Below are 19,272 nucleotides of genomic sequence, written 5' to 3'. Positions count from 1 at the left end.
CATTGAATATACCACGATATACCGTGGCTTAGATTAACAATAATACCAACTTATTGGTCGTTTTATCAAACCCTGTAATTCATCGTTACTCTGTTAATTGAGCGATGGCTTGGCTCTAGCGTACTTATTTAACTGAGCACATTTATTTAGATGTTTTTTTAGCGCTAGGTTTAAATTATGAAGATTTTCGTTCACAGTGCCCAGAAATATAAATAACAAAAAGGGAAGCCTGAGCTTCCCTTGATACGATTAACAATACTCAGCACAAAAGTTGCTCTGCTGATTTATGCATGAATGATTAGCCGTTATAGTCTTCGGGCATTGCTAGCGCTGCTACACCAGAATCAACCGCAGCTTGGGCAACCGCAATAGCTACAGCCGAACGCAAGCGTGAATCCATAGGCTTAGGAATAATATAGTCTTTACCAAAGCTTAAGCTTTTACTACCACTTGCATCGAGAACCTCAGCTGGTACAGGTTCTTTTGCTAATGTACGAATGGCGTGTACCGCCGCAATTTTCATTTCATCATTAATAGTACGTGCACGCACATCCAGTGCGCCGCGGAAAATAAATGGGAAGCAAAGCACATTATTGACTTGGTTTGGATAGTCTGAACGACCTGTCGCTATAATTAAATCGTCACGCGTTGCTAATGCTAGCTCTGGCTTAATTTCAGGATCAGGGTTCGAACAAGCAAAAATTACCGGCTTATCAGCCATTAATTTAACGTGCTCAGACGATAAAACATTCGGTCCCGACACACCAACGAATACATCTGCACCGTCAATAGCTTCTTCTAACGTACGTTTGTCTGTATTGTTCGCAAATAATTTTTTATATTCATTTAAATCGTCACGTCGGGTATGAATTACACCTTTTGTATCGAGCATATAAATTTTTTCACGCTGAGCACCACACTTTATTAATAATTCCATACAAGCGATTGCTGCAGCCCCTGCGCCCATACAAACAATATTGGCAAGGCGAAGTTCTTTACCTTGAATTTCTAATGCATTTATCATACCTGCAGCAGTTACAATGGCCGTACCGTGTTGGTCATCATGAAATACAGGAACTTTACAGCGTTCAATTAACGCTTTTTCAATGACAAAACATTCAGGCGCTTTTATATCTTCTAAGTTAATACCACCAAAGCTGTCTGCAATATTAGCAACAGTACTGATAAAGTCTTCTACCGTTTTATGCTTTACTTCAATGTCGAAAGAGTTAATGCCAGCAAAACGTTTAAATAATAGCGCTTTACCTTCCATTACTGGTTTAGAAGCCATAGGTCCTAAATTACCTAAGCCTAAAATCGCTGTACCGTTAGTAATAACAGCAACGGTATTACCTTTACCGGTGTATTTATAAACATCATCAGGATTTTCTGCAATAGCACGTACTGGCTCAGCAACACCAGGACTATAGGCGAGCGAGAGATCTTGGCTGGTTTCAGCCGGCGTAGTTAATTCAACACTAATTTTACCTGGAGTTGGGTATTGGTGATAATCAAGTGCTTGTTGTCGAAGATCTGTCATGTTATTTCCTAGTATATAAGTCTGATGGGAGAGCCTGCCGGTTAATTAAATTTTCTAATAATGTCATTAAACATACTATTGCAATATCTTGGTTGAGTTCAAGCTATTTTGTATATATTAATTAGCTACAAGCTATAATAAATATAGCTTTAATATAAACGTTTTTCATATAACTGAGCTGAATAGTCAAGATATTACGCCCACTATTTATAGAAAAAAAGCAATTAGAGCTCACTATCGATTCATAATGCATTTAAAAGTAAACTAAGAGTTTGTGTTAGTTGTATTACTTATAAATATAAGTGTGCTTGTATTATTTCATGACGATTAACAGAATTTAGCCACAGCGTACTTTAAGAGTTTACACAGTTGTGACGCGCGCCGATCTTATCACACATTATCACTGGTTAACCTGTTACATTGAAATTATTTATCAGTTGAAACATTAACCAATACGCATGTAGCTCCATTGATATTTGCAGAGTATATTGAAGGCTTTCTATGGCGGGTTATTGCTTAACCTTTGTTGTGGTAGCTGTTAATGGTTAATGAAGAAAATAGGCACTAACTTTCTAAGATGCTCACAGAGATGTTTGCATGAAATAATTAAATCCTACACATAAAAAAACCACCTAGAAGGTGGTTTTTTTTAAGCTTGTAACGTTAGATATTAATTACTCGTCAAACGGGTTAACTAAAATCATAGTTTCAACGCGATCAGGACCAGTTGAAATAATATCAACAGGAACACCGGTAATTTCTTCAATTCGCTTAATATAAGCAATTGCATTAGCGGGTAAAGCATCTACAGAAGTAGCGCCTACTGTTGTTTCACTCCAACCTGGCATTTCTTCATATACTGGGGTAATTTTCTCGTAACCCTCAGCAGCAGTTGGCGGTACAGTAATAATATCGCCTTCAGCGGTTTTATAGCCTGTACATATTTTTAATGTTTCTAAGCCGTCTAGAACGTCTAACTTAGTTAAACAAAAGCCACTAATGCTATTTACTTGTACTGAACGATGCATTGCTACGGCGTCAAACCAACCACAACGACGTTCACGGCCAGTCGTAGCACCAAATTCATGGCCTACTGTACCTAAGTGATGACCTACTTCGTCGTCTAATTCTGTAGGGAATGGACCAGAGCCAACACGTGTTGTGTATGCTTTTGTAATACCAAGTACGTAATCTAAGTAAAGCGGACCAAAACCACTACCAGTAGCTACGCCACCAACAGTTGTATTAGACGATGTTACATATGGATAAGTACCGTGGTCGATATCAAGTAATGTGCCTTGCGCGCCTTCAAACATGATAGCGTCACCCGCTTTACGCGCTTGGTCTAGCATTTCTGAAATATCGGCAACCATGCCTTTTATCACTTCAGCAACGGCCATTGCATCGCTAAGTACTTCTTCGTAACTCACTGGCTCAGCTTTGTAGTAATTTGTTAAAACAAAGTTATGGTATTCCATAATTTCTTTTAATTTTGCAGCAAAAGAGTCTGCACAAAATAAATCACCAACACGTAAACCACGGCGAGCAGCTTTGTCTTCATAAGCTGGCCCAATACCACGGCCTGTAGTACCAATAGCTTTGCTACCACGTGCTTTTTCACGTGCTGCATCTAAAGCATTGTGGTAAGGAAGAATTAACGGACATGCATCGCTTATTAAAAGACGTTCACGTACAGGTACGCCACGTTCTTCTAACATTGCCATTTCTGTCATAAGTGCTTTTGGACAAAGAACAACACCGTTTCCGATTAAACATTTTACGTTATCACGTAATACGCCTGATGGAATAAGGTGTAGAACGGTTTTTTCACCGTTAATGACTAGTGTATGACCCGCATTGTGGCCACCTTGATAGCGCACTACATATTTTGCTTTATCAGTAAGTAAGTCTACGACTTTACCTTTACCTTCGTCACCCCATTGGGTGCCCAGAACTACGACGTTTTTACCCATGTTCACATATTGGTAAGAAAATTAGGCGGGGATTCTATCAAATATCAATATTGAGTCCAAGCAATAATTGTTGATTTTTAGCGCGATAAAAAAAAAGCCTGTAATAGTGCAGGGTTAGCAAAGTAATTAATTTACCATCCAGAACATTACAAGACCGATAATGACTAAAAAAATGCCTACTTGGCGAATGGCACTAACAGGTTCATTGGCTAATTTTAGAACATAAGCACGCCATTTATTAGGAAAAAGTGCCGGAATTAAGCCCTCAATTATCAAGGCAATTGCAATAGCCAGTAATAATGTAGAAAACATGGTTTATCCTCGCTTAAAATTGATCAATAACTTATTACATTTGGTATTATTTTTTAATGACAAAAAAGCCAGCTAATTCAGCTGGCTTTTAGAGAAAAATAAAGCAAGGTATAAGCGTTAGCTTAACTCATTACTTTTTCTTTTTAACTGCTTTTACATTAGGTAAATCAGTGATTGAACCTTCAAAGATTTCTGCTGCTAAACCAATTGATTCATTTAGTGTTGGGTGAGCATGAATCGTTAAACCGATATCTTCAGCATCTGCGCCCATTTCAATAGCTAAACAAACTTCACCTAATAATTCACCGGCATTAATACCAACAATGGCACCACCTAAAATTCGGCCAGATTCTTTTTCAAAAATAAGCTTAGTTTTACCTTCAGTACGTGCTGAAGCAATCGCACGACCAGAAGCCGACCATGGGAAGTTAGAAACTTCTATGTTTAAACCTTGATCTTTTGCTTCACGCTCAGTAACACCAACCCATGCCATCTCAGGATCAGTATAAGCAATAGAAGGAATGCAACGTGGGTCAAATTCGTGTTTCTTGCCTGAAATAACTTCAGCTGCACAATGTGCTTCATGTACTGCTTTATGCGCTAGCATAGGCTGGCCAACAACATCACCAATAGCAAAAATATGAGGCACGTTAGTGCGCATTTCTTTTGAAACATTGATGAAACCACGCTCATCAACATTTACGCCAGCTTTATCAGCAGCAACTAAGTGACCGTTTGGCTTACGCCCTACAGCAACTAAAATTTTGTCGTAACGTACTTGGCCTTCTGGTGCATTTTTGCCTTCGAAAGTTACGTATAAACCATCGTCTTTCGCATCTACAGCAACAACTTTAGTTGATAACATGACTGATTCGAAACGTGGCTTGTTGTATTTTGTATAAATTTTAACAATATCTGCATCAGCAGCTGGCACTAGTTGGTCAGCAAATTCTACAACTGAAACTTTAGAGCCTAATGAGCTATATACTGTGCCCATTTCTAAACCTATGATACCGCCACCTAAAACTAGCATTTCTGCAGGAACATCTTTAAGTTCTAGTGCGCCAGTTGAATCAATAACACGTGGGTCATCATTAGGAATAAATGGTAAGTCAACAACAGAAGAGCCACATGAAATAATAGCATTCTCAAAAGTAATTGTTGTGTTGCCGTCTTTGCCTTCTACTTCAATCGTTTTGTCTGAAGTAAATTTACCGTAGCCTGTTACCGTTTTAACTTTACGCATTTTGGCCATACCGCCAACACCTTGCGTAAGCTTACCTACTACGTCTTTGTCTTTCCATTGACGAATTTTTTCTAAATCAATCTCAGGTTGGCCAAAAGTAACACCGTGTGCTGCCATATCTTTAGCATCATCAATTACTTTAGCAATATGAAGTAATGCTTTTGAAGGAATACAACCTACGTTTAAACATACACCACCTAAACTGTCGTATTTTTCTACTAATACAACATCTAGGCCTAAATCTGCTGCGCGAAATGCTGCTGAATAACCACCAGGGCCTGACCCTAAAACGACTACTTGAGTTTTAATCTCGTTGCTCATGCTAACCTCAAAATTAATGTGTTAAGTGCTGGTTATGCCAGCTTGTATTTGCCAAACGTTTATTAAAGGTGTAAACAATTAATATTTTTAGCACTTTCGATATTTACTTGCCGCAATTTTACTTAAAGCGTACAAGGATCGCTATCTTTAATCCGCAATTATTGATGAAACGTTGGCAAAAATGAAATAATTCAACGGTTATTTCATTCTGCCAACTTATTGTTTCATATCAATGCCTAATTTTAAATGCTGTATAGCAGCACTATAAAATTAATTTTCTTATATCACTCATAACGCCTGCTAGGTGCACAGTAAAGCGTGCCGCTAGCGCACCGTCAATTACACGATGGTCGTAAGACATAGATAATGGCAACATTAGCTTAGGCTCAAAGTCTTTACCATTCCACTTAGGTTTCATTTCTGATTTAGAAACACCTAAAATAGCTACTTCAGGTGCATTAACAATCGGCGTAAATGCCGTACCGCCAATACCACCAAGGCTTGAAATAGTAAAACAACCGCCTTGCATGTCACTTGCTTTTAGCTTGCCATCTCGTGCTTTAACACTGATCTCAAGTAATTCACGTGATAACTGGTGAATACCTTTTTGATCAACATCACGTACTACTGGCACAACTAAACCATTCGGTGTATCAACAGCAACACCAATGTGAATATACTTTTTAAGAATTAAGCTTTCACCGTCTTCACTCAAGCTAGAGTTAAACACAGGGAAGGTGCGCAAGGCATCTGCTGCGGCTTTTAAAATAAACACAAGAGGGGTAATTTTAAAGCCAAGCTTTTGCTTTTCACAAATAACATTTTGCTCTTTGCGAAAGGCTTCAACATTCGTAATATCCGCTTCATCAAACTGCGTAACATGTGGAATAGTTACCCAGTTACGATGTAAAAATGGTCCCGATATTTTCTGAATACGGGTTAATGCTTTTGTTTCAATTTCACCAAACTTAGAGAAATCGATTTGCTTAGCACTAACAACTTGTAAACCACCTTCACCTGACGCTACTGAACTACCTGCATTAGCTTTCGGACGTGACAATTCATATTTAACATATGACTGAACATCTTCTTTTAAAATACGGCCTTTACGTCCAGAACCTTTAACTAAAGTTAAATCAACACCAAACTCACGCGCCAACCGACGAATAGAAGGTGATGTGTAAATAGCACTCGCATTAGTTAAGCCCATTTGTGGGTGGTGCGGTACAGGCGCTGCTTTTTTAGCTGAAGGTGCTGGCGTTGCAACCGTGGCTGTTTTAGCCGCTGGAGCAGGAGCTGCTTGAGCTTCTTGTGCAGGTGCGCCCGACGAAGTTTCAAGCTTAATAACAATAGAGCCCTGTTTAACTTTATCACCCGTGCTGATCAACACTTCTTTTACCGTGCCAGCATGTGACGAAGGTACATCCATTGTTGCTTTGTCGGTTTCTAAAGTAATTAAACCGTCTTCCGCCTCAATTACATCACCAACAGCAACGAGTACGTCGATGACATCAACTTCACCCTCTTCACCAATATCTGGAACAGCAATATCGATAACTTCACTGCTAGCAGCAGGCGCTGATTTTTCAGCAGCAGGAGCTGGTGTTTCTGCTGGAGCTTCTGCCGTTGAGCTTGTTTCAGCAGGCGCACCTGATGAAGTTTCAAGCTTAATAACAATTGAGCCTTGCTTAACTTTATCACCGGTACTAATGAAAACTTCTTTTACCGTTCCGGCGTGCGGTGAAGGCACGTCCATAGTGGCTTTATCAGTTTCTAGTGTAATCAAGCCATCTTCAGCTTCAATTACATCGCCAGCAGCCACTAGCACTTCAATTACGTCAACTTCGCCATCTTCACCAATATCAGGTACCGCAATTTCGATAACTTCACTACTTGTTGCAGCTGCCGGTGCTTTTTCTTCAGCAGGCGCTTCAGCTTGTTCTGCTTTTGGTTCAGATTTTTGCTCTGGCTCTGCTTCTTTTGGTGCTTCATCGGCACTGCTTGTTGCAGCCCCTTTCATTTCAGCAATAACATCGCCTTCTTTAATTTTGTCACCAACTTTCACAGAAAGCGCCACAAGTTCACCTGCAAATGGTGCAGGAATATCCATTGAGGCTTTATCTGTTTCAACAGTAATAATACCTTCGTCGGCTTCTAAACTATCACCAACTGCAAAGCATATTTCGATAACTTCTACTTCATCGCCACCGACATCTGGGACTAGAATTTTTTCAATATCAGACATTTCTTAATTCCTTATCTCGACTTAATTACGCGTAAAGCGGATTAAGTTTGTCAGCATTAATGTTAAAGCGTTTAATTGCTTCACTTACGACAGTACGTTTAATATCACCACGATTTGCCAATTCAAAAAGAGCAGCTACAACAATGTAGTTTTGGTCTACTTCGAAATGTTGACGTAAATTATCGCGACTATCACTGCGACCAAAACCGTCAGTACCTAATACACGATACTCAGTATCAATGTAGGCACGTACTTGGTCAGAATAGTTTTTAACATAATCTGTTGCCGCAATTGCTGGGCCATTATCAGCTGTAATTACCTTAGAAATATAAGCAGTTTTTTGCTTGCTTTCAGGGTGTAGCATGTTCCAACGTGTTACTTCTTGACCTTCGCGTGCCAATTCGTTGAATGAAGTAACAGAATATACATCACTTGAAACACCGTAATCAGCTGACAATATTTGTGCTGCTTCACGTACTTTTTGTAAAATTGTACCTGACCCCATTAATTGAACATTCGCTTTCGCTTTTTTAGCTTCAACGCGCTCAAGTTGGTAAATACCTTTAATGATTTCATCTTCAATTGTTTTGTTTTCTGGTATAGCCGGGTGTTGATAGTTTTCATTCATTAACGTTAAGTAGAAGAATATATTTTCATTTTCTTCATACATGCGACGTAACCCTTCACGTACGATAACTGCAATTTCATAACCGTAAGTTGGATCATAAGTAACACAGTTAGGAATTAAACCTGCTTGTACATGTGAATGACCATCTTGATGCTGCAAACCTTCACCATTTAGTGTTGTTCTACCGGCTGTTGCACCTAATAAGAAACCACGCGCTTGGCTATCGCCAGCAGCCCATGCTAAATCACCAACACGTTGGAAACCAAACATTGAGTAGTAAATGTAGAATGGAATTGTCGTGGCATTACATGTTGAGTAAGACGTACCAGAAGCAACCCAAGACGCCATAGCACCTAATTCGTTAATACCTTCTTGTAGTACCTGGCCTTTTTTGTCTTCACGGTAATAAGCAACTTGGTCAGCATCTTGTGGTACGTATTTTTGCCCTTCGCTAGCATAAATACCTACTTGGCGGAATAAACCTTCCATACCAAACGTACGTGCTTCGTCAGGAATAATTGGCACAATACGCTTACCGATTTTTTTGTCTTTTAATAAGCTATTAAGTACACGAACAAAAGTCATTGTTGATGATACTTCACGCTCACCTGAGCCTTTTAAAATCGGATCAAATATTTTTAATGCTGGAATATCAAGCGACTCTTCTGCTTGTACACGGCGTGCTGGTAATGAACCACCTAAGGCTTCACGACGCGCTTTCATGTATTTGTATTCTTCGCTATCTTCTGGGAATTTGAAGAAAGGAAGGTCAGCAATATCGTTATCACTTACCGGAATGTTAAAACGGTCACGGTAATGCTTAAGTGAATCAACGTCCATTTTCTTAACGTTATGTGCAATATTTAATGCTTCACCTGATGCACCTAAACCAAAACCTTTAACGGTTTTCGCTAAAATAACGGTTGGACGACCTTTTGTTTCCATTGCGCGTTTGTATGCCGCGTAAACTTTAACAGGATCATGGCCACCACGGTTTAAGCGATAAATATCTTCATCTGACATATTAGCCACTAGTGCCGCTGTTTCAGGGTACTTATTGAAGAAGTTTTCGCGCGTATATTTGCCACCTTTAGCTTTACAGTTCTGGTATTCACCATCAACAGTTTCGCTCATTAGTTGCAATAATTTACCTGAGGTGTCACGGGCAATAAGTGCATCCCAGTAAGAACCCCAAATAACTTTAACGACTTCCCAGCCTGCGCCACGGAATGTACCTTCAAGTTCTTGAATAATTTTACCGTTACCACGAACAGGACCATCTAAACGCTGTAAATTACAGTTAATAACAAATGTTAAGTTATCTAAACCTTCACGTGTTGCTAAACCAATAGCACCTAATGATTCTGGCTCATCAGTTTCACCATCACCTAAGAAACAGTAAACACGTTGCTCAGAGCAGTCTTTAATACCACGATCAGTTAAGTACTTAAGGAAACGGGCAGTGTAAATAGCTTGTAATGGACCTAAACCCATTGAAACCGTTGGGAACTGCCAAAAGTCTGGCATTAAATGTGGATGAGGGTATGAAGACAAACCTTTACCATCACATTCTTGGCGGAAGTTATTCATTTGGTCTTCAGTTAAACGCCCTTCTAAGAAAGCACGTGAATAAATACCTGGAGAAATATGACCTTGAGCGAAAATAAAATCGCCACCGTCTTTATCAGACGCCGCTCTAAAGAAGTGATTAAAACCTACATCGTACAACATAGCAGAAGAGGCAAAACTACCAATGTGACCACCAAGCTCTAAATCTTTTTTAGAAGCGCGTAAAACCAATACTAAAGCATTCCAACGAATAGCAGCACGAACACGCGCTTCAATTGTTTGGTCAGCTGGCATATGCGGCTCTAACCCTGGTGGAATAGTATTTACATAAGCAGTTTTGGCGTCAAATGGTAAATGTGTACCGCTACGACGGGCTCTATCGATTAACTTTTCAAGTAAAAAATGAGCGCGTTCAGGGCCTTCATTTTCTAACACAGACTCCATTGATTCCAACCATTCTTGGGTTTCCATTGAATCAATATCTTGATTTGGGAGCTCAGACATAATTACTTAGTCTCCATATTGTTATTTGTTAAGTAAATTTAATTGTTTAAAGATAGCTGATTTTAAGCAGATAACCTTAATTCGTATTGTTTCTTATCTCTTAAATACTTTTTTAAATTATTACAGGGCATATTGAGCCACTTTCATCTTTAATTAAGTATCCATTCTTGCTCTTTTCATTCTTCTTATTGACCGCTCCATGCGGCTATTTTCCTGCGACATTTTTAATAGCACTTCTTCAATAAACGCTAAATGTCGATGGCTAGCTCCCCAAGCCGCTTGGGGTTTACCACTAACAATCGCACTCATTAAACGCGTACGGTAGTCAGATATTCTGCTAAACACGTCAGGTCGCTTAGCTAAAGTTGTTAAATTTTTCTCAATGTTATCAATCAACAATGGCGCCATACTGGTAGCTAAATGTAAAATAACCGCATTATGACTGGCACCACATATTGCAATGTAAAACTCAAACACAGCTTCAGCTTCAAGGCGATAACTATCTTCAAGTTGCGCTGTGCCTATATTGTCATGTTTGCGTTGAATTTCATCAAAATCGGCTTGAGTGCCTCGCATAGCTGCATAATAAGCTGACATGCCTTCAATGCCATGACGAAATTCTAATAAATCAAATTGCGATTCTTTATTGTTTGCCATTAGGGCAAATAATGGATCAGAGAACCCGCTTAACACTTTCTCGCTGACAAAGGTACCGCCACCTTGGCGACGGGTAACTAAACTTTTAGCTTCTAACTTTTGAATGGCTTCGCGCAATGAAGGTCGAGAAACGTCAAACTGTTTTGCTAGTTCGCGCTCGGCTGGTAATTTTTGGCCCGGTTTTAAGCTACCTTCAAGGATCATTGTCTCAAGCTGCGCCAGAATTATATCTGACAGCTTTGCTTGCTTAACCGGTTTTTCAATAGTCGGAATCGACATTCATAACCCTTAATTATTCAGATAAAACGTATCTAAATTCATTAACTCAATTTCGAAATCACATGGTAAATTGGTCTTACCATTAGATTAATTGAGATGTAATGTATCAAATACAGTCGCTGTTGTAAATACAGTGGATAATATATCAACAATCAAAAAAGTCATTAACCGTAGGTATAAACTGCAAAACTAATAAAATAAAAATAACGAAATCAATGAGTAAATATACACACTGATTTTTCAGGTTTTTATGAAAAATTATTATTGCGGTGCTTTTGCATTAATACCAAATGTAATAAGTTATTGACGATGTAAACCGCCTTAAAATGATCGATTATTTATTTCGATTGGGATAACACCATGAGATAGCATACCCAACACTAACAATAGCCGCTGAGTGATCTAATGATTAAAAAAACTGAACGCTGGATAAGCACTCATTATCTAGCGTTCAGGTTAAAATAAATCTAGGTATTTTGAATTAGGAAGTATAAACGAATAGGTGTTGGTAGTAGTTTTGGCTGATACAAAAACTATCAGCCAAAAACATAAGCAGGTCTTACGAGAGTATGCCTGTTAATATAAGCACAGCAATAATCACTAAAAATAATAATAAGGTACGCTTGGCTAATTTAACCAATAAGCAAGGCTCAGCGGTGCAGTCACCGGCATCGACCATAAAGTCTTCAGACATTTGCGCAACAGCTATTAAGACTTTGCTTGGTGGCTTTTCAAATTCAAATAAGTTTTCAAGCCATACCGGCATAGCTTTAGAAAAGTGGCCAACAAACATGTAACCAAAAGCAACTAACCTTACTGGCAACCAATCTACCCAAAACAATAACTGCTGATTATTTTGGCAAACTTCTTGTCTGCTTTTGTTATCTTGCGCATTTTCGTTAGTTTCAACGCTTTCATCTGCTTTATTAACTTCACTAGTTTCTTGATCATTTGCACATTCATTTACCGTGGTAAGTAAGCGATAAAAAAGTGCGCCTGCCGGACCAAATAATACAAAAAACAACATAACGGCGATAAAATAACGATAATTTAACCAAACCATTGTTTGACCAAAGCCCATACTGGCAATGTTTTTATCTTGCTGTAATTGCAGCTGCTGCAGCTCACAACTGGTTAACTCGCCTTTAAGCGCTGAAACTAAATAACTTTTATAAGCGTCACGGGTTTTCATACAACCAAAACAAACAATTAATATGAGTGTTGAAGCTATTAGATAGAGCAAGGCGTTATCAATTTGCTCAAGTAAAAAATAACAAGCGATCACTGGAATAAAAATAACCGCATAACTTTGCAGTGTAGAGTTTTTAAAATCAGCAAGTAACTTTGTGCGCTTAATTAGCGCCATATATCGCTGATATAAAGTAGAAAACTGCCACGCACTTGAAGATAAGTAACGTTCGGCAGCTAAAGCAATTAATAAACTAATTAAGCTCATTTGTAATTATCCATATGTATTAAAGTTATTGTAGTGAAGCTGCAAGAATTTAGCTGTAAGCTGTCAGTTTTAAGTTATTGCCAACGCTCTAATATCATTTGTCTCACTGATATTTCTTTTCGATAGCTTTCCCTCATTCTTTTACTGACAGCTTATAGCTCTATCTCTTACTGACAGCTCAAAACTGACAGCTTATAGCTCTATCTCTTACTGACAGATCGTAACTGACAGCTTATAGCTTTATCTTTTACTGATAGCTCAAAACTTAAAGCTTAAAGCTTTTTTGTATCTAGTAACGTTTGAAAATGTTGCCAATCAAAGGCTTCACCGGGATCTGTTTTTCTACCTGGTGCTATGTCGCTATGTCCAACAATATTATTTTTTAGTGCCGGATACGTAGTAATCAAACATTGGCTTAAATTACTGAGTTGTTGGTATTGTGCTTTAGTATAAGGAATATCGTCTGTACCTTCTAGCTCAATACCAATAGAAAAGTCATTACATTTTTCTCGACCTTGGTAAACTGAAACACCCGCATGCCATGCTTTATCATTGAACGAAACATATTGAACAATATGACCATCACGTTTAATTAGGCAGTGCGCAGAAACACGAATGTTATATATATCCTCAAAATAAGGATCAATGTTGGGATCTAACTTGCCGAGAAAAAAGTTGGTAATGTGACCACCACCAAACTGCCCCGGAGGTAGGGAAATATTATGCACAACCAACAGGTTTATAGCTTCATTTTTAGCTCGAGGCTCAAAATGACTAGAACGCTGAATTTCAGCGCTATTTAACCAACCCGCCTTAATGCGCAGTTCAGGGCTACTTTGCTCATTATTTTGCAGAAATGACATACAATACTTCACACCTTGTTTATCAAAGCACTATTACATAGTAAAGTTATCATCAGAACAAGAAAATATATTAATCTAATTATTGGGCGTATATGACTAAAAGTAACACTTCAACAAATTTTGGCAAAAGCTTTGTCTGGATAGCTTGGATTATCGGCATTGCATTATTAGTGTTTGTTTTTCAAGATGTGTTAGACCAGCAATATAACCCAAACGAAACGCCGCAACTTTTATTACAAGCCAATGGTAAAGCCGCGGTTACCTTGCAACAAAACCGCCAAGGCCATTATATTACTAATGGCACGATTAACGGTTCGCAAGTTACCTTTTTGCTTGATACTGGTGCTACGCATGTTTCAATTCCAGCTCATATCGCAAAAAACTTATCTTTAGAGCCGCAAGGCCAAATGCGCGTGCAAACGGCTAATGGCACAATTACGGTTTATCAAACACAAATAAATGAATTACGCATTGGCAATATCTATCTGTATAATGTTGCGGCGAATATCAATCCGAGTATGGCGGCTGATGAAATTCTGTTGGGCATGAGCGCCCTAAAAAGAGTAGAATTTAGCCAAACCGGAAAACAACTAATTTTACGAGAGCAGTATTAAATGTTACCAGCATCATTATTAAACGATATCATCAAAACCGTTACTTGGGCATTATGTGAAGACTTAGGTGTAAACGACTATAACGAACTCGCCAATAGCAGCGACATTACTGCTGAGCTAATACCTGCAGAAAATCAAGCTGTCGCCAACATTATCAGCCGTGACGAATGTGTTATTTGTGGTGTTGCTTGGGTTAATGAAGTGTTTAAACAGCTCGATAGCATTTACAACACCAACACCAAAATCACTTGGTTTGTAAACGACGGGCAACACGTTACCGCCAATACCACGTTATTTGAATTAACCGGCAATGCGCGCATTTTATTAACCGGCGAGCGTACCGCATTAAACTTTTTACAAAGTCTTTCAGGTACGGCAACAATTACTAGCTCGTACGTTAAACACCTTGAAGGTACTACAACCAAATTACTTGATACCCGTAAAACTCTACCGGGCCTTCGTAGCGCACAAAAATACGCGGTTACTTGTGGTGGTGGTGTTAATCATAGAATTGGTTTGTTTGACGCCTTCTTAATTAAAGAAAACCACATTGCTGCTTGTGGTTCCATTGAACAAGCCATTAGCACCGCTCGTATTAATCATGCGGATAAAACTGTAGAGGTTGAAGTAGAAAGTATCGATGAATTAACTCAAGCTTTGAACGCTGGTGCTGACATTATTATGCTAGATAATTTCAGTACCCAAATGATCGAACAAGCGGTTAAATTAACCGCAGAAATATCTGCCGGTAATACAAAATTAGAAGTTTCTGGCAACATGACTTTAGCCACACTTAAAGATTACGCGAAATCAGGGGTAGATTTTATCTCGGTTGGCGCTTTAACAAAACATGTGCAAGCAGTCGATCTTTCAATGCGCTTTGTTTAATGGATAACTTTGTTAACTAAGTTAATGATGAATTGTTATTAAACATAAAGCAGGCTTTTAAAAAAAAGTCTGCTTAATTTTAATGCAAACCTCACAACCTAATCAGATAAAAATTTAATTTTTTAAAATTAAGCCCTAAAACCTGCTAATTTTTCACTAAATAAAATCTTATGCTTTGAAGTTAAAATCTTGTTAAACACCATAAATTTTAGCAATTAAGCGTTAAAAACAGCTAAAATCAAAAAAAAATTAAAAAATATGGTAACAATGTTTTACATTTGGCAAATTTTGTCGCAGTATCAATTCAGCCCCTGTAATTATGTATGGAATACTTAAAATGAAAAAACTAAATACAATGAAAAAAGCGAAAGGTTTTACTTTAATTGAATTGATGATCGTTGTTGCGATTATCGGTATTTTGGCAGCGGTAGCATTACCTGCTTATAATACTTACACTGAAAAAGCTCGTTATTCAGAAATTCCACTTGCTGTAGGTTCGGTTAAAGCGGCTATCGAAACTTGTTTTCAAACACGTGGTGATTATTCTTTAGGGAATTGTGATACATACGCTAAAATAGGTGCAGTTAAAGCTGGTGCTGAAGCTGGTGATGAAGTTGCATCAGTTGTTATTACCGCAGGAACGGCTGTCATTACTGCAACTGGTTCAGATTCTGGCGCCTCTACTTATATTTTAACACCTACAGCGGCTAATAACTCATTAAACTGGGCTCAAACTGGTACATGTATCGCCAATGGTGTTTGTTAATTTTTAAATAACTAAGAACATAAAAAGCTCCTATTGGGAGCTTTTTTTATACCTTAAAAGTAATGAAAATTGTTTTTTGTTTTTCATGCTTAAAATAGTTACACTGTAACTTGCAGTTATTAATAGTTTTATTAAGAGATCTATGAAAGGACTTCACCAACAATCAAGCTTACTCTCTGCTTTAACTAAGCAAAACGTTGTGCCTAGCGACAAAGCAGAAAATATTAGTGTAGATTTTATCCAACAAAAAAAACCGTTTATTCGTTATTTAGTTGAAGATAAAGACATTGATGCAGAAGCTATTGCCAACACCTTATGCCGTAGTTTTGGCTGTCCGTTAATTGATCTCGCTAATTTTGATACTAGCTTAGTGCCCGAAGGTGTACGTAACGAAAAATTAATACGTAAGCACCATGCACTGCCGTTATATTTACGTGGCAAAGTGTTATTTGTTGCCATGTCTGATCCAACCAACCTTGATGCCCTAGAAGAAATTCAATTTAATACTGGATTTTCTACCGAGTTAGTGCTTGCTAATGAAACAGCGCTTGCCGCTTGCATTGAAAAAATATTAGAAGAAGACAGCGATGCCCTGGATATTTCTGATATGGATGCAGAAGAATTAGCGGGCATTGATGTTCAAGAAGAACGACAAGAAGAAGACAATACCGGCGGTGGTGACAAAGAAGACGCACCCATAGTAGTTTATATTAATAAAATATTACTCGATGCTATTCGCAAAGGCGCGTCAGATTTACATTTTGAGCCTTATGAAAAATCTTACCGCATTCGTTTTCGTATCGACGGCATTTTAAACGAAGTGGCTAAGCCACCAATAACACTTGCTTCTAGAATGGCTGCGCGATTAAAAGTCATGTCGAAATTAGATATTGCTGAGCGTCGAGTTCCCCAAGATGGCCGCATAAAATTAGCCTTGTCGAAAAAGAAATCGATAGACTTTCGTGTCAGTACCTTGCCTACTATGTGGGGCGAAAAAATAGTAATGCGTATTCTTGACTCGTCAAGCGCCATGCTAGGTATCGACATGCTCGGCTATGCACCTGAGCAAAAGAAAATTTACATGGAAGCATTAGCACAGCCTCAAGGCATGATCTTAGTTACTGGACCAACAGGCTCAGGAAAAACCGTATCACTTTATACCGGCTTAAATATTTTAAATACTGAAGAGCGTAATATTTCAACCGCGGAAGACCCAGTTGAGATTAATCTTGACGGTATTAACCAAGTACAAATTAACACCCGTTCTGGCTTAACCTTCCCTAGCGCATTACGTTCATTTTTACGTCAAGATCCCGATATTGTTATGGTAGGTGAGATTCGTGATTTAGAAACCGCTGAAATTGCCATTAAAGCCGCACAAACTGGTCACTTAGTTTTATCTACGCTCCATACTAACTCAGCGGCTGAAACCTTAACGCGCTTATTAAATATGGGTGTACCTTCATACAACGTTGCTAGTTCAGTTTCTGTTATTATTGCCCAGCGACTGGCCCGTCGTTTATGCCTTCAATGTAAAGAAGAAGAACATATTCCAGAAAATGAACTACTCGCACAAGGCTTTTTACCCGAACAACTTTCAGAGATTAAATTATTTAAACCTGTAGGGTGCGATCTTTGTACTGGTGGCTATAAAGGCCGAGTCGGTATTTACGAAGTAATAAAAATCAGCGATGTTACCGCCAACTTAATCATGACCGGCTCTAACTCTTTAGAAATAGCCGAGCAATGTCAAAAAGAAGGCTATAACAATCTACGCCAATCTGGCTTAGAAAAAGCAGCACAAGGCGTAACCAGTTTAGAAGAAGTTAATCGAGTAACTAACGCTTAATTTATTTCTAAGTTACTTATATACTTAAAATATTACTATTAATGTTATCTATCAAACAAACTGCTAGTAATTGCTTATCTCGAATTTTAGCGATAAGCTGATTGTATTATTATCCAGCTTAAAATCAGTTATAAAAGCGCCAACGATAAGCTGTGCTCTAACAAAGACATAAAAGTCACTAATAATTAGGTTATGCGAATGGCTGTTTCTTCAAAAAAAACAAAAGATAAAAAGACTAAGATTAAAGCGCTCGATATTTATAAGTGGCAAGGTCTAAACCGTAAAGGTAAGAAAGTAAGTGGTGAGCTTAATGCCGGCAGTGTTTTAGAGCTTAAAGCTCAGCTACGTAAACAAGGTATAACGCCCGGTAAAATCAGTAAAAAAGCGAAACCTTTATTTGGTATGGGTGGCGATAAAAAAATAACTCCTGCTGATATTGCTGTAGTTACACGCCAAATAGCCACTATGTTAGGTGCCGGGGTTCCTTTAGTGCAAACTATTGAAATGATAGGTTCTGGCCATAACAATGGTAATATGCAAAAACTACTAGGAACCATAGGTAATAAGCTACAATCGGGTATTCCTCTATCGGAATGTTTACGTGAGCACCCACAGTACTTTGATGATTTATATTGTGATTTAGTGAATTCAGGTGAGCAATCTGGTGCGCTTGAGACTATTTATGATCGTGTCGCAACCTATAAAGAAAAAGCAGAAGCATTAAAAGCTAAAATTAAAAAAGCCATGACTTATCCTATTTCGGTATTAGTGATAGCCTTTGTAGTTACGGCAGTATTGTTAATCTTTGTTGTGCCTGTTTTTAAAGATATATTTGATAGCTTTGGTGCTGAGTTACCTGGTTTTACTTTACTGGTACTTGCCATTTCTGAATTTATGCAGGCCTATTGGTACTTTGGTCTTGCCGGCATATTCCTCTCTATTTATCTTTTCAAAAAAACACACGCTAATAGCCTAAGTTTTCGTGATAGCGTAGATAAAAAAATATTAAAAGTCCCTGTTGTTGGTGATGTATTAAAAAAAGCTGCCGTAGCTCGTTATGCCAGAACCCTTTCAACAACATTTGCTGCCGGTGTCCCTTTACCTGATGCACTAGAATCTGCCGCAGGAGCCTCAGGTAACGCAGTGTTTCGTGATGCTATTTTAGAAATACGTGCTGAAGTAACCTCAGGTATGCAAATGAATTTAGCCATGCGAAATTGTGCCATATTCCCTGATATGGTTATTCAAATGGTTGCTATTGGTGAAGAGTCGGGCGCAGTTGACGACATGCTTGCTAAAGTAGCAACCGTTTATGAGCAAGAAGTAGACAACGCGGTTGATAACTTAACTACCTTACTAGAACCTATGATTATGGCTGTTTTAGGTGTCGTTATTGGTGGTTTGATCATTGCGATGTATTTACCGATATTCCAAATTGGTATGGTGGTTTAAAGGTTTACTCCTTGTGTGTTATAAAATAAAAAAACGATGCTAGTCATCGTTTTTTTATCGATATATCCAGCACTTTATTTAACATTTTATTTAGCTTTTATTTAGTACGA

The 19,272-nt window shown here is 38.4% G+C and carries 14 protein-coding genes; 5 read left to right on the top strand and 9 right to left on the bottom strand.

Annotation, left to right across the window (positions count from 1 at the left end; translation table 11 throughout):
• Positions 1–298: 298 nt before the first annotated feature.
• The 9 genes from B6A32_RS02595 to ampD all read right to left on the bottom strand — a co-directional run bounded on the left by B6A32_RS02595 (position 299) and on the right by ampD (position 13,593).
• Positions 299–1,540 (bottom strand): malic enzyme-like NAD(P)-binding protein, encoded by a 1,242-nt coding sequence (locus B6A32_RS02595; protein ID WP_085301176.1) that lies wholly within the window; start codon positions 1,538–1,540, stop codon positions 299–301.
• A 674-nt stretch (positions 1,541–2,214) separates the two neighbouring features.
• Positions 2,215–3,513, bottom strand: a complete 1,299-nt coding sequence (locus B6A32_RS02590) for an adenylosuccinate synthase (RefSeq protein ID WP_085301175.1) — start codon at positions 3,511–3,513, stop codon at positions 2,215–2,217.
• Between the two features lie 126 nt (positions 3,514–3,639).
• Positions 3,640–3,825, bottom strand: coding sequence for a DUF2065 domain-containing protein (locus tag B6A32_RS02585; RefSeq protein WP_085301174.1), 186 nt, complete (start codon positions 3,823–3,825; stop codon positions 3,640–3,642).
• A 130-nt stretch (positions 3,826–3,955) separates the two neighbouring features.
• Positions 3,956–5,392, bottom strand: a complete 1,437-nt coding sequence (gene lpdA / locus B6A32_RS02580) for a dihydrolipoyl dehydrogenase (RefSeq protein WP_085301173.1) — start codon at positions 5,390–5,392, stop codon at positions 3,956–3,958.
• Positions 5,393–5,654: 262 nt separating this feature from the next.
• Positions 5,655–7,637 carry a pyruvate dehydrogenase complex dihydrolipoyllysine-residue acetyltransferase gene (gene aceF, locus B6A32_RS02575; protein ID WP_085301172.1) on the bottom strand — a complete coding sequence of 661 codons (1,983 nt, stop codon included), beginning with the start codon at positions 7,635–7,637 and terminating at the stop codon, positions 5,655–5,657.
• Positions 7,638–7,662: 25 nt separating this feature from the next.
• Positions 7,663–10,338 carry a pyruvate dehydrogenase (acetyl-transferring), homodimeric type gene (gene aceE, locus B6A32_RS02570; RefSeq protein ID WP_085301171.1) on the bottom strand — a complete coding sequence of 892 codons (2,676 nt, stop codon included), beginning with the start codon at positions 10,336–10,338 and terminating at the stop codon, positions 7,663–7,665.
• Between the two features lie 153 nt (positions 10,339–10,491).
• Entirely contained in the window at positions 10,492–11,259 is a 768-nt protein-coding gene (gene pdhR / locus B6A32_RS02565; RefSeq protein WP_101685900.1) for a pyruvate dehydrogenase complex transcriptional repressor PdhR, read from the bottom strand.
• A 574-nt stretch (positions 11,260–11,833) separates the two neighbouring features.
• On the bottom strand, positions 11,834–12,730 hold the full coding sequence (gene ampE / locus B6A32_RS02560; protein ID WP_085301169.1) for a beta-lactamase regulator AmpE: 897 nt from the start codon (positions 12,728–12,730) through the stop codon (positions 11,834–11,836).
• A 272-nt stretch (positions 12,731–13,002) separates the two neighbouring features.
• Positions 13,003–13,593, bottom strand: a complete 591-nt coding sequence (gene ampD / locus B6A32_RS02555; protein ID WP_198946859.1) for a 1,6-anhydro-N-acetylmuramyl-L-alanine amidase AmpD — start codon at positions 13,591–13,593, stop codon at positions 13,003–13,005.
• Between the two features lie 92 nt (positions 13,594–13,685).
• On the opposite strand from ampD, the gene B6A32_RS02550 reads away from it, so the two are divergent.
• The 5 genes from B6A32_RS02550 to B6A32_RS02530 all read left to right on the top strand — a co-directional run bounded on the left by B6A32_RS02550 (position 13,686) and on the right by B6A32_RS02530 (position 19,162).
• Complete coding sequence (locus B6A32_RS02550; protein WP_085301168.1) at positions 13,686–14,207, top strand: retropepsin-like aspartic protease family protein; 522 nt, start codon at positions 13,686–13,688, stop codon at positions 14,205–14,207.
• Positions 14,208–15,095, top strand: a complete 888-nt coding sequence (gene nadC, locus B6A32_RS02545) for a carboxylating nicotinate-nucleotide diphosphorylase (protein WP_085301167.1) — start codon at positions 14,208–14,210, stop codon at positions 15,093–15,095.
• A 337-nt stretch (positions 15,096–15,432) separates the two neighbouring features.
• Positions 15,433–15,861, top strand: a complete 429-nt coding sequence (locus tag B6A32_RS02540; protein ID WP_269844033.1) for a pilin — start codon at positions 15,433–15,435, stop codon at positions 15,859–15,861.
• Between the two features lie 142 nt (positions 15,862–16,003).
• Positions 16,004–17,710: a type IV-A pilus assembly ATPase PilB gene (gene pilB / locus B6A32_RS02535; protein ID WP_085301166.1), complete on the top strand. Its 1,707-nt coding sequence runs from the start codon at positions 16,004–16,006 to the stop codon at positions 17,708–17,710.
• Between the two features lie 198 nt (positions 17,711–17,908).
• Positions 17,909–19,162, top strand: a complete 1,254-nt coding sequence (locus tag B6A32_RS02530; RefSeq protein WP_085301165.1) for a type II secretion system F family protein — start codon at positions 17,909–17,911, stop codon at positions 19,160–19,162.
• The last annotated feature ends 110 nt before the right edge of the window (positions 19,163–19,272 follow it).

Origin of the sequence: Colwellia polaris, from assembly GCF_002104515.1 — a bacterium.
Classification (GTDB): domain Bacteria; phylum Pseudomonadota; class Gammaproteobacteria; order Enterobacterales; family Alteromonadaceae; genus Cognaticolwellia; species Cognaticolwellia polaris.
The sequence above is the reverse complement of the archived record's forward strand: the minus strand, read 5'-3'. Positions and strand labels throughout refer to the sequence as shown.

What these genes read in the sequence shown, in the direction of transcription:
- nadC (WP_085301167.1), top strand. Translation starts at nt 14,208, where the DNA reads ATGTTACCAGCATCATTATTAAACGATATCATCAAAACCGTTACTTGG.
- aceF (WP_085301172.1), bottom strand. Translation starts at nt 7,637, where the DNA reads ATGTCTGATATTGAAAAAATTCTAGTCCCAGATGTCGGTGGCGATGAA.
- ampD (WP_198946859.1), bottom strand. Translation starts at nt 13,593, where the DNA reads ATGTCATTTCTGCAAAATAATGAGCAAAGTAGCCCTGAACTGCGCATT.
- pilB (WP_085301166.1), top strand. Translation starts at nt 16,004, where the DNA reads ATGAAAGGACTTCACCAACAATCAAGCTTACTCTCTGCTTTAACTAAG.
- lpdA (WP_085301173.1), bottom strand. Translation starts at nt 5,392, where the DNA reads ATGAGCAACGAGATTAAAACTCAAGTAGTCGTTTTAGGGTCAGGCCCT.
- ampE (WP_085301169.1), bottom strand. Translation starts at nt 12,730, where the DNA reads ATGAGCTTAATTAGTTTATTAATTGCTTTAGCTGCCGAACGTTACTTA.
- B6A32_RS02585 (WP_085301174.1), bottom strand. Translation starts at nt 3,825, where the DNA reads ATGTTTTCTACATTATTACTGGCTATTGCAATTGCCTTGATAATTGAG.
- B6A32_RS02550 (WP_085301168.1), top strand. Translation starts at nt 13,686, where the DNA reads ATGACTAAAAGTAACACTTCAACAAATTTTGGCAAAAGCTTTGTCTGG.
- B6A32_RS02595 (WP_085301176.1), bottom strand. Translation starts at nt 1,540, where the DNA reads ATGACAGATCTTCGACAACAAGCACTTGATTATCACCAATACCCAACT.
- B6A32_RS02530 (WP_085301165.1), top strand. Translation starts at nt 17,909, where the DNA reads ATGGCTGTTTCTTCAAAAAAAACAAAAGATAAAAAGACTAAGATTAAA.
- B6A32_RS02540 (WP_269844033.1), top strand. Translation starts at nt 15,433, where the DNA reads ATGAAAAAACTAAATACAATGAAAAAAGCGAAAGGTTTTACTTTAATT.
- aceE (WP_085301171.1), bottom strand. Translation starts at nt 10,338, where the DNA reads ATGTCTGAGCTCCCAAATCAAGATATTGATTCAATGGAAACCCAAGAA.
- B6A32_RS02590 (WP_085301175.1), bottom strand. Translation starts at nt 3,513, where the DNA reads ATGGGTAAAAACGTCGTAGTTCTGGGCACCCAATGGGGTGACGAAGGT.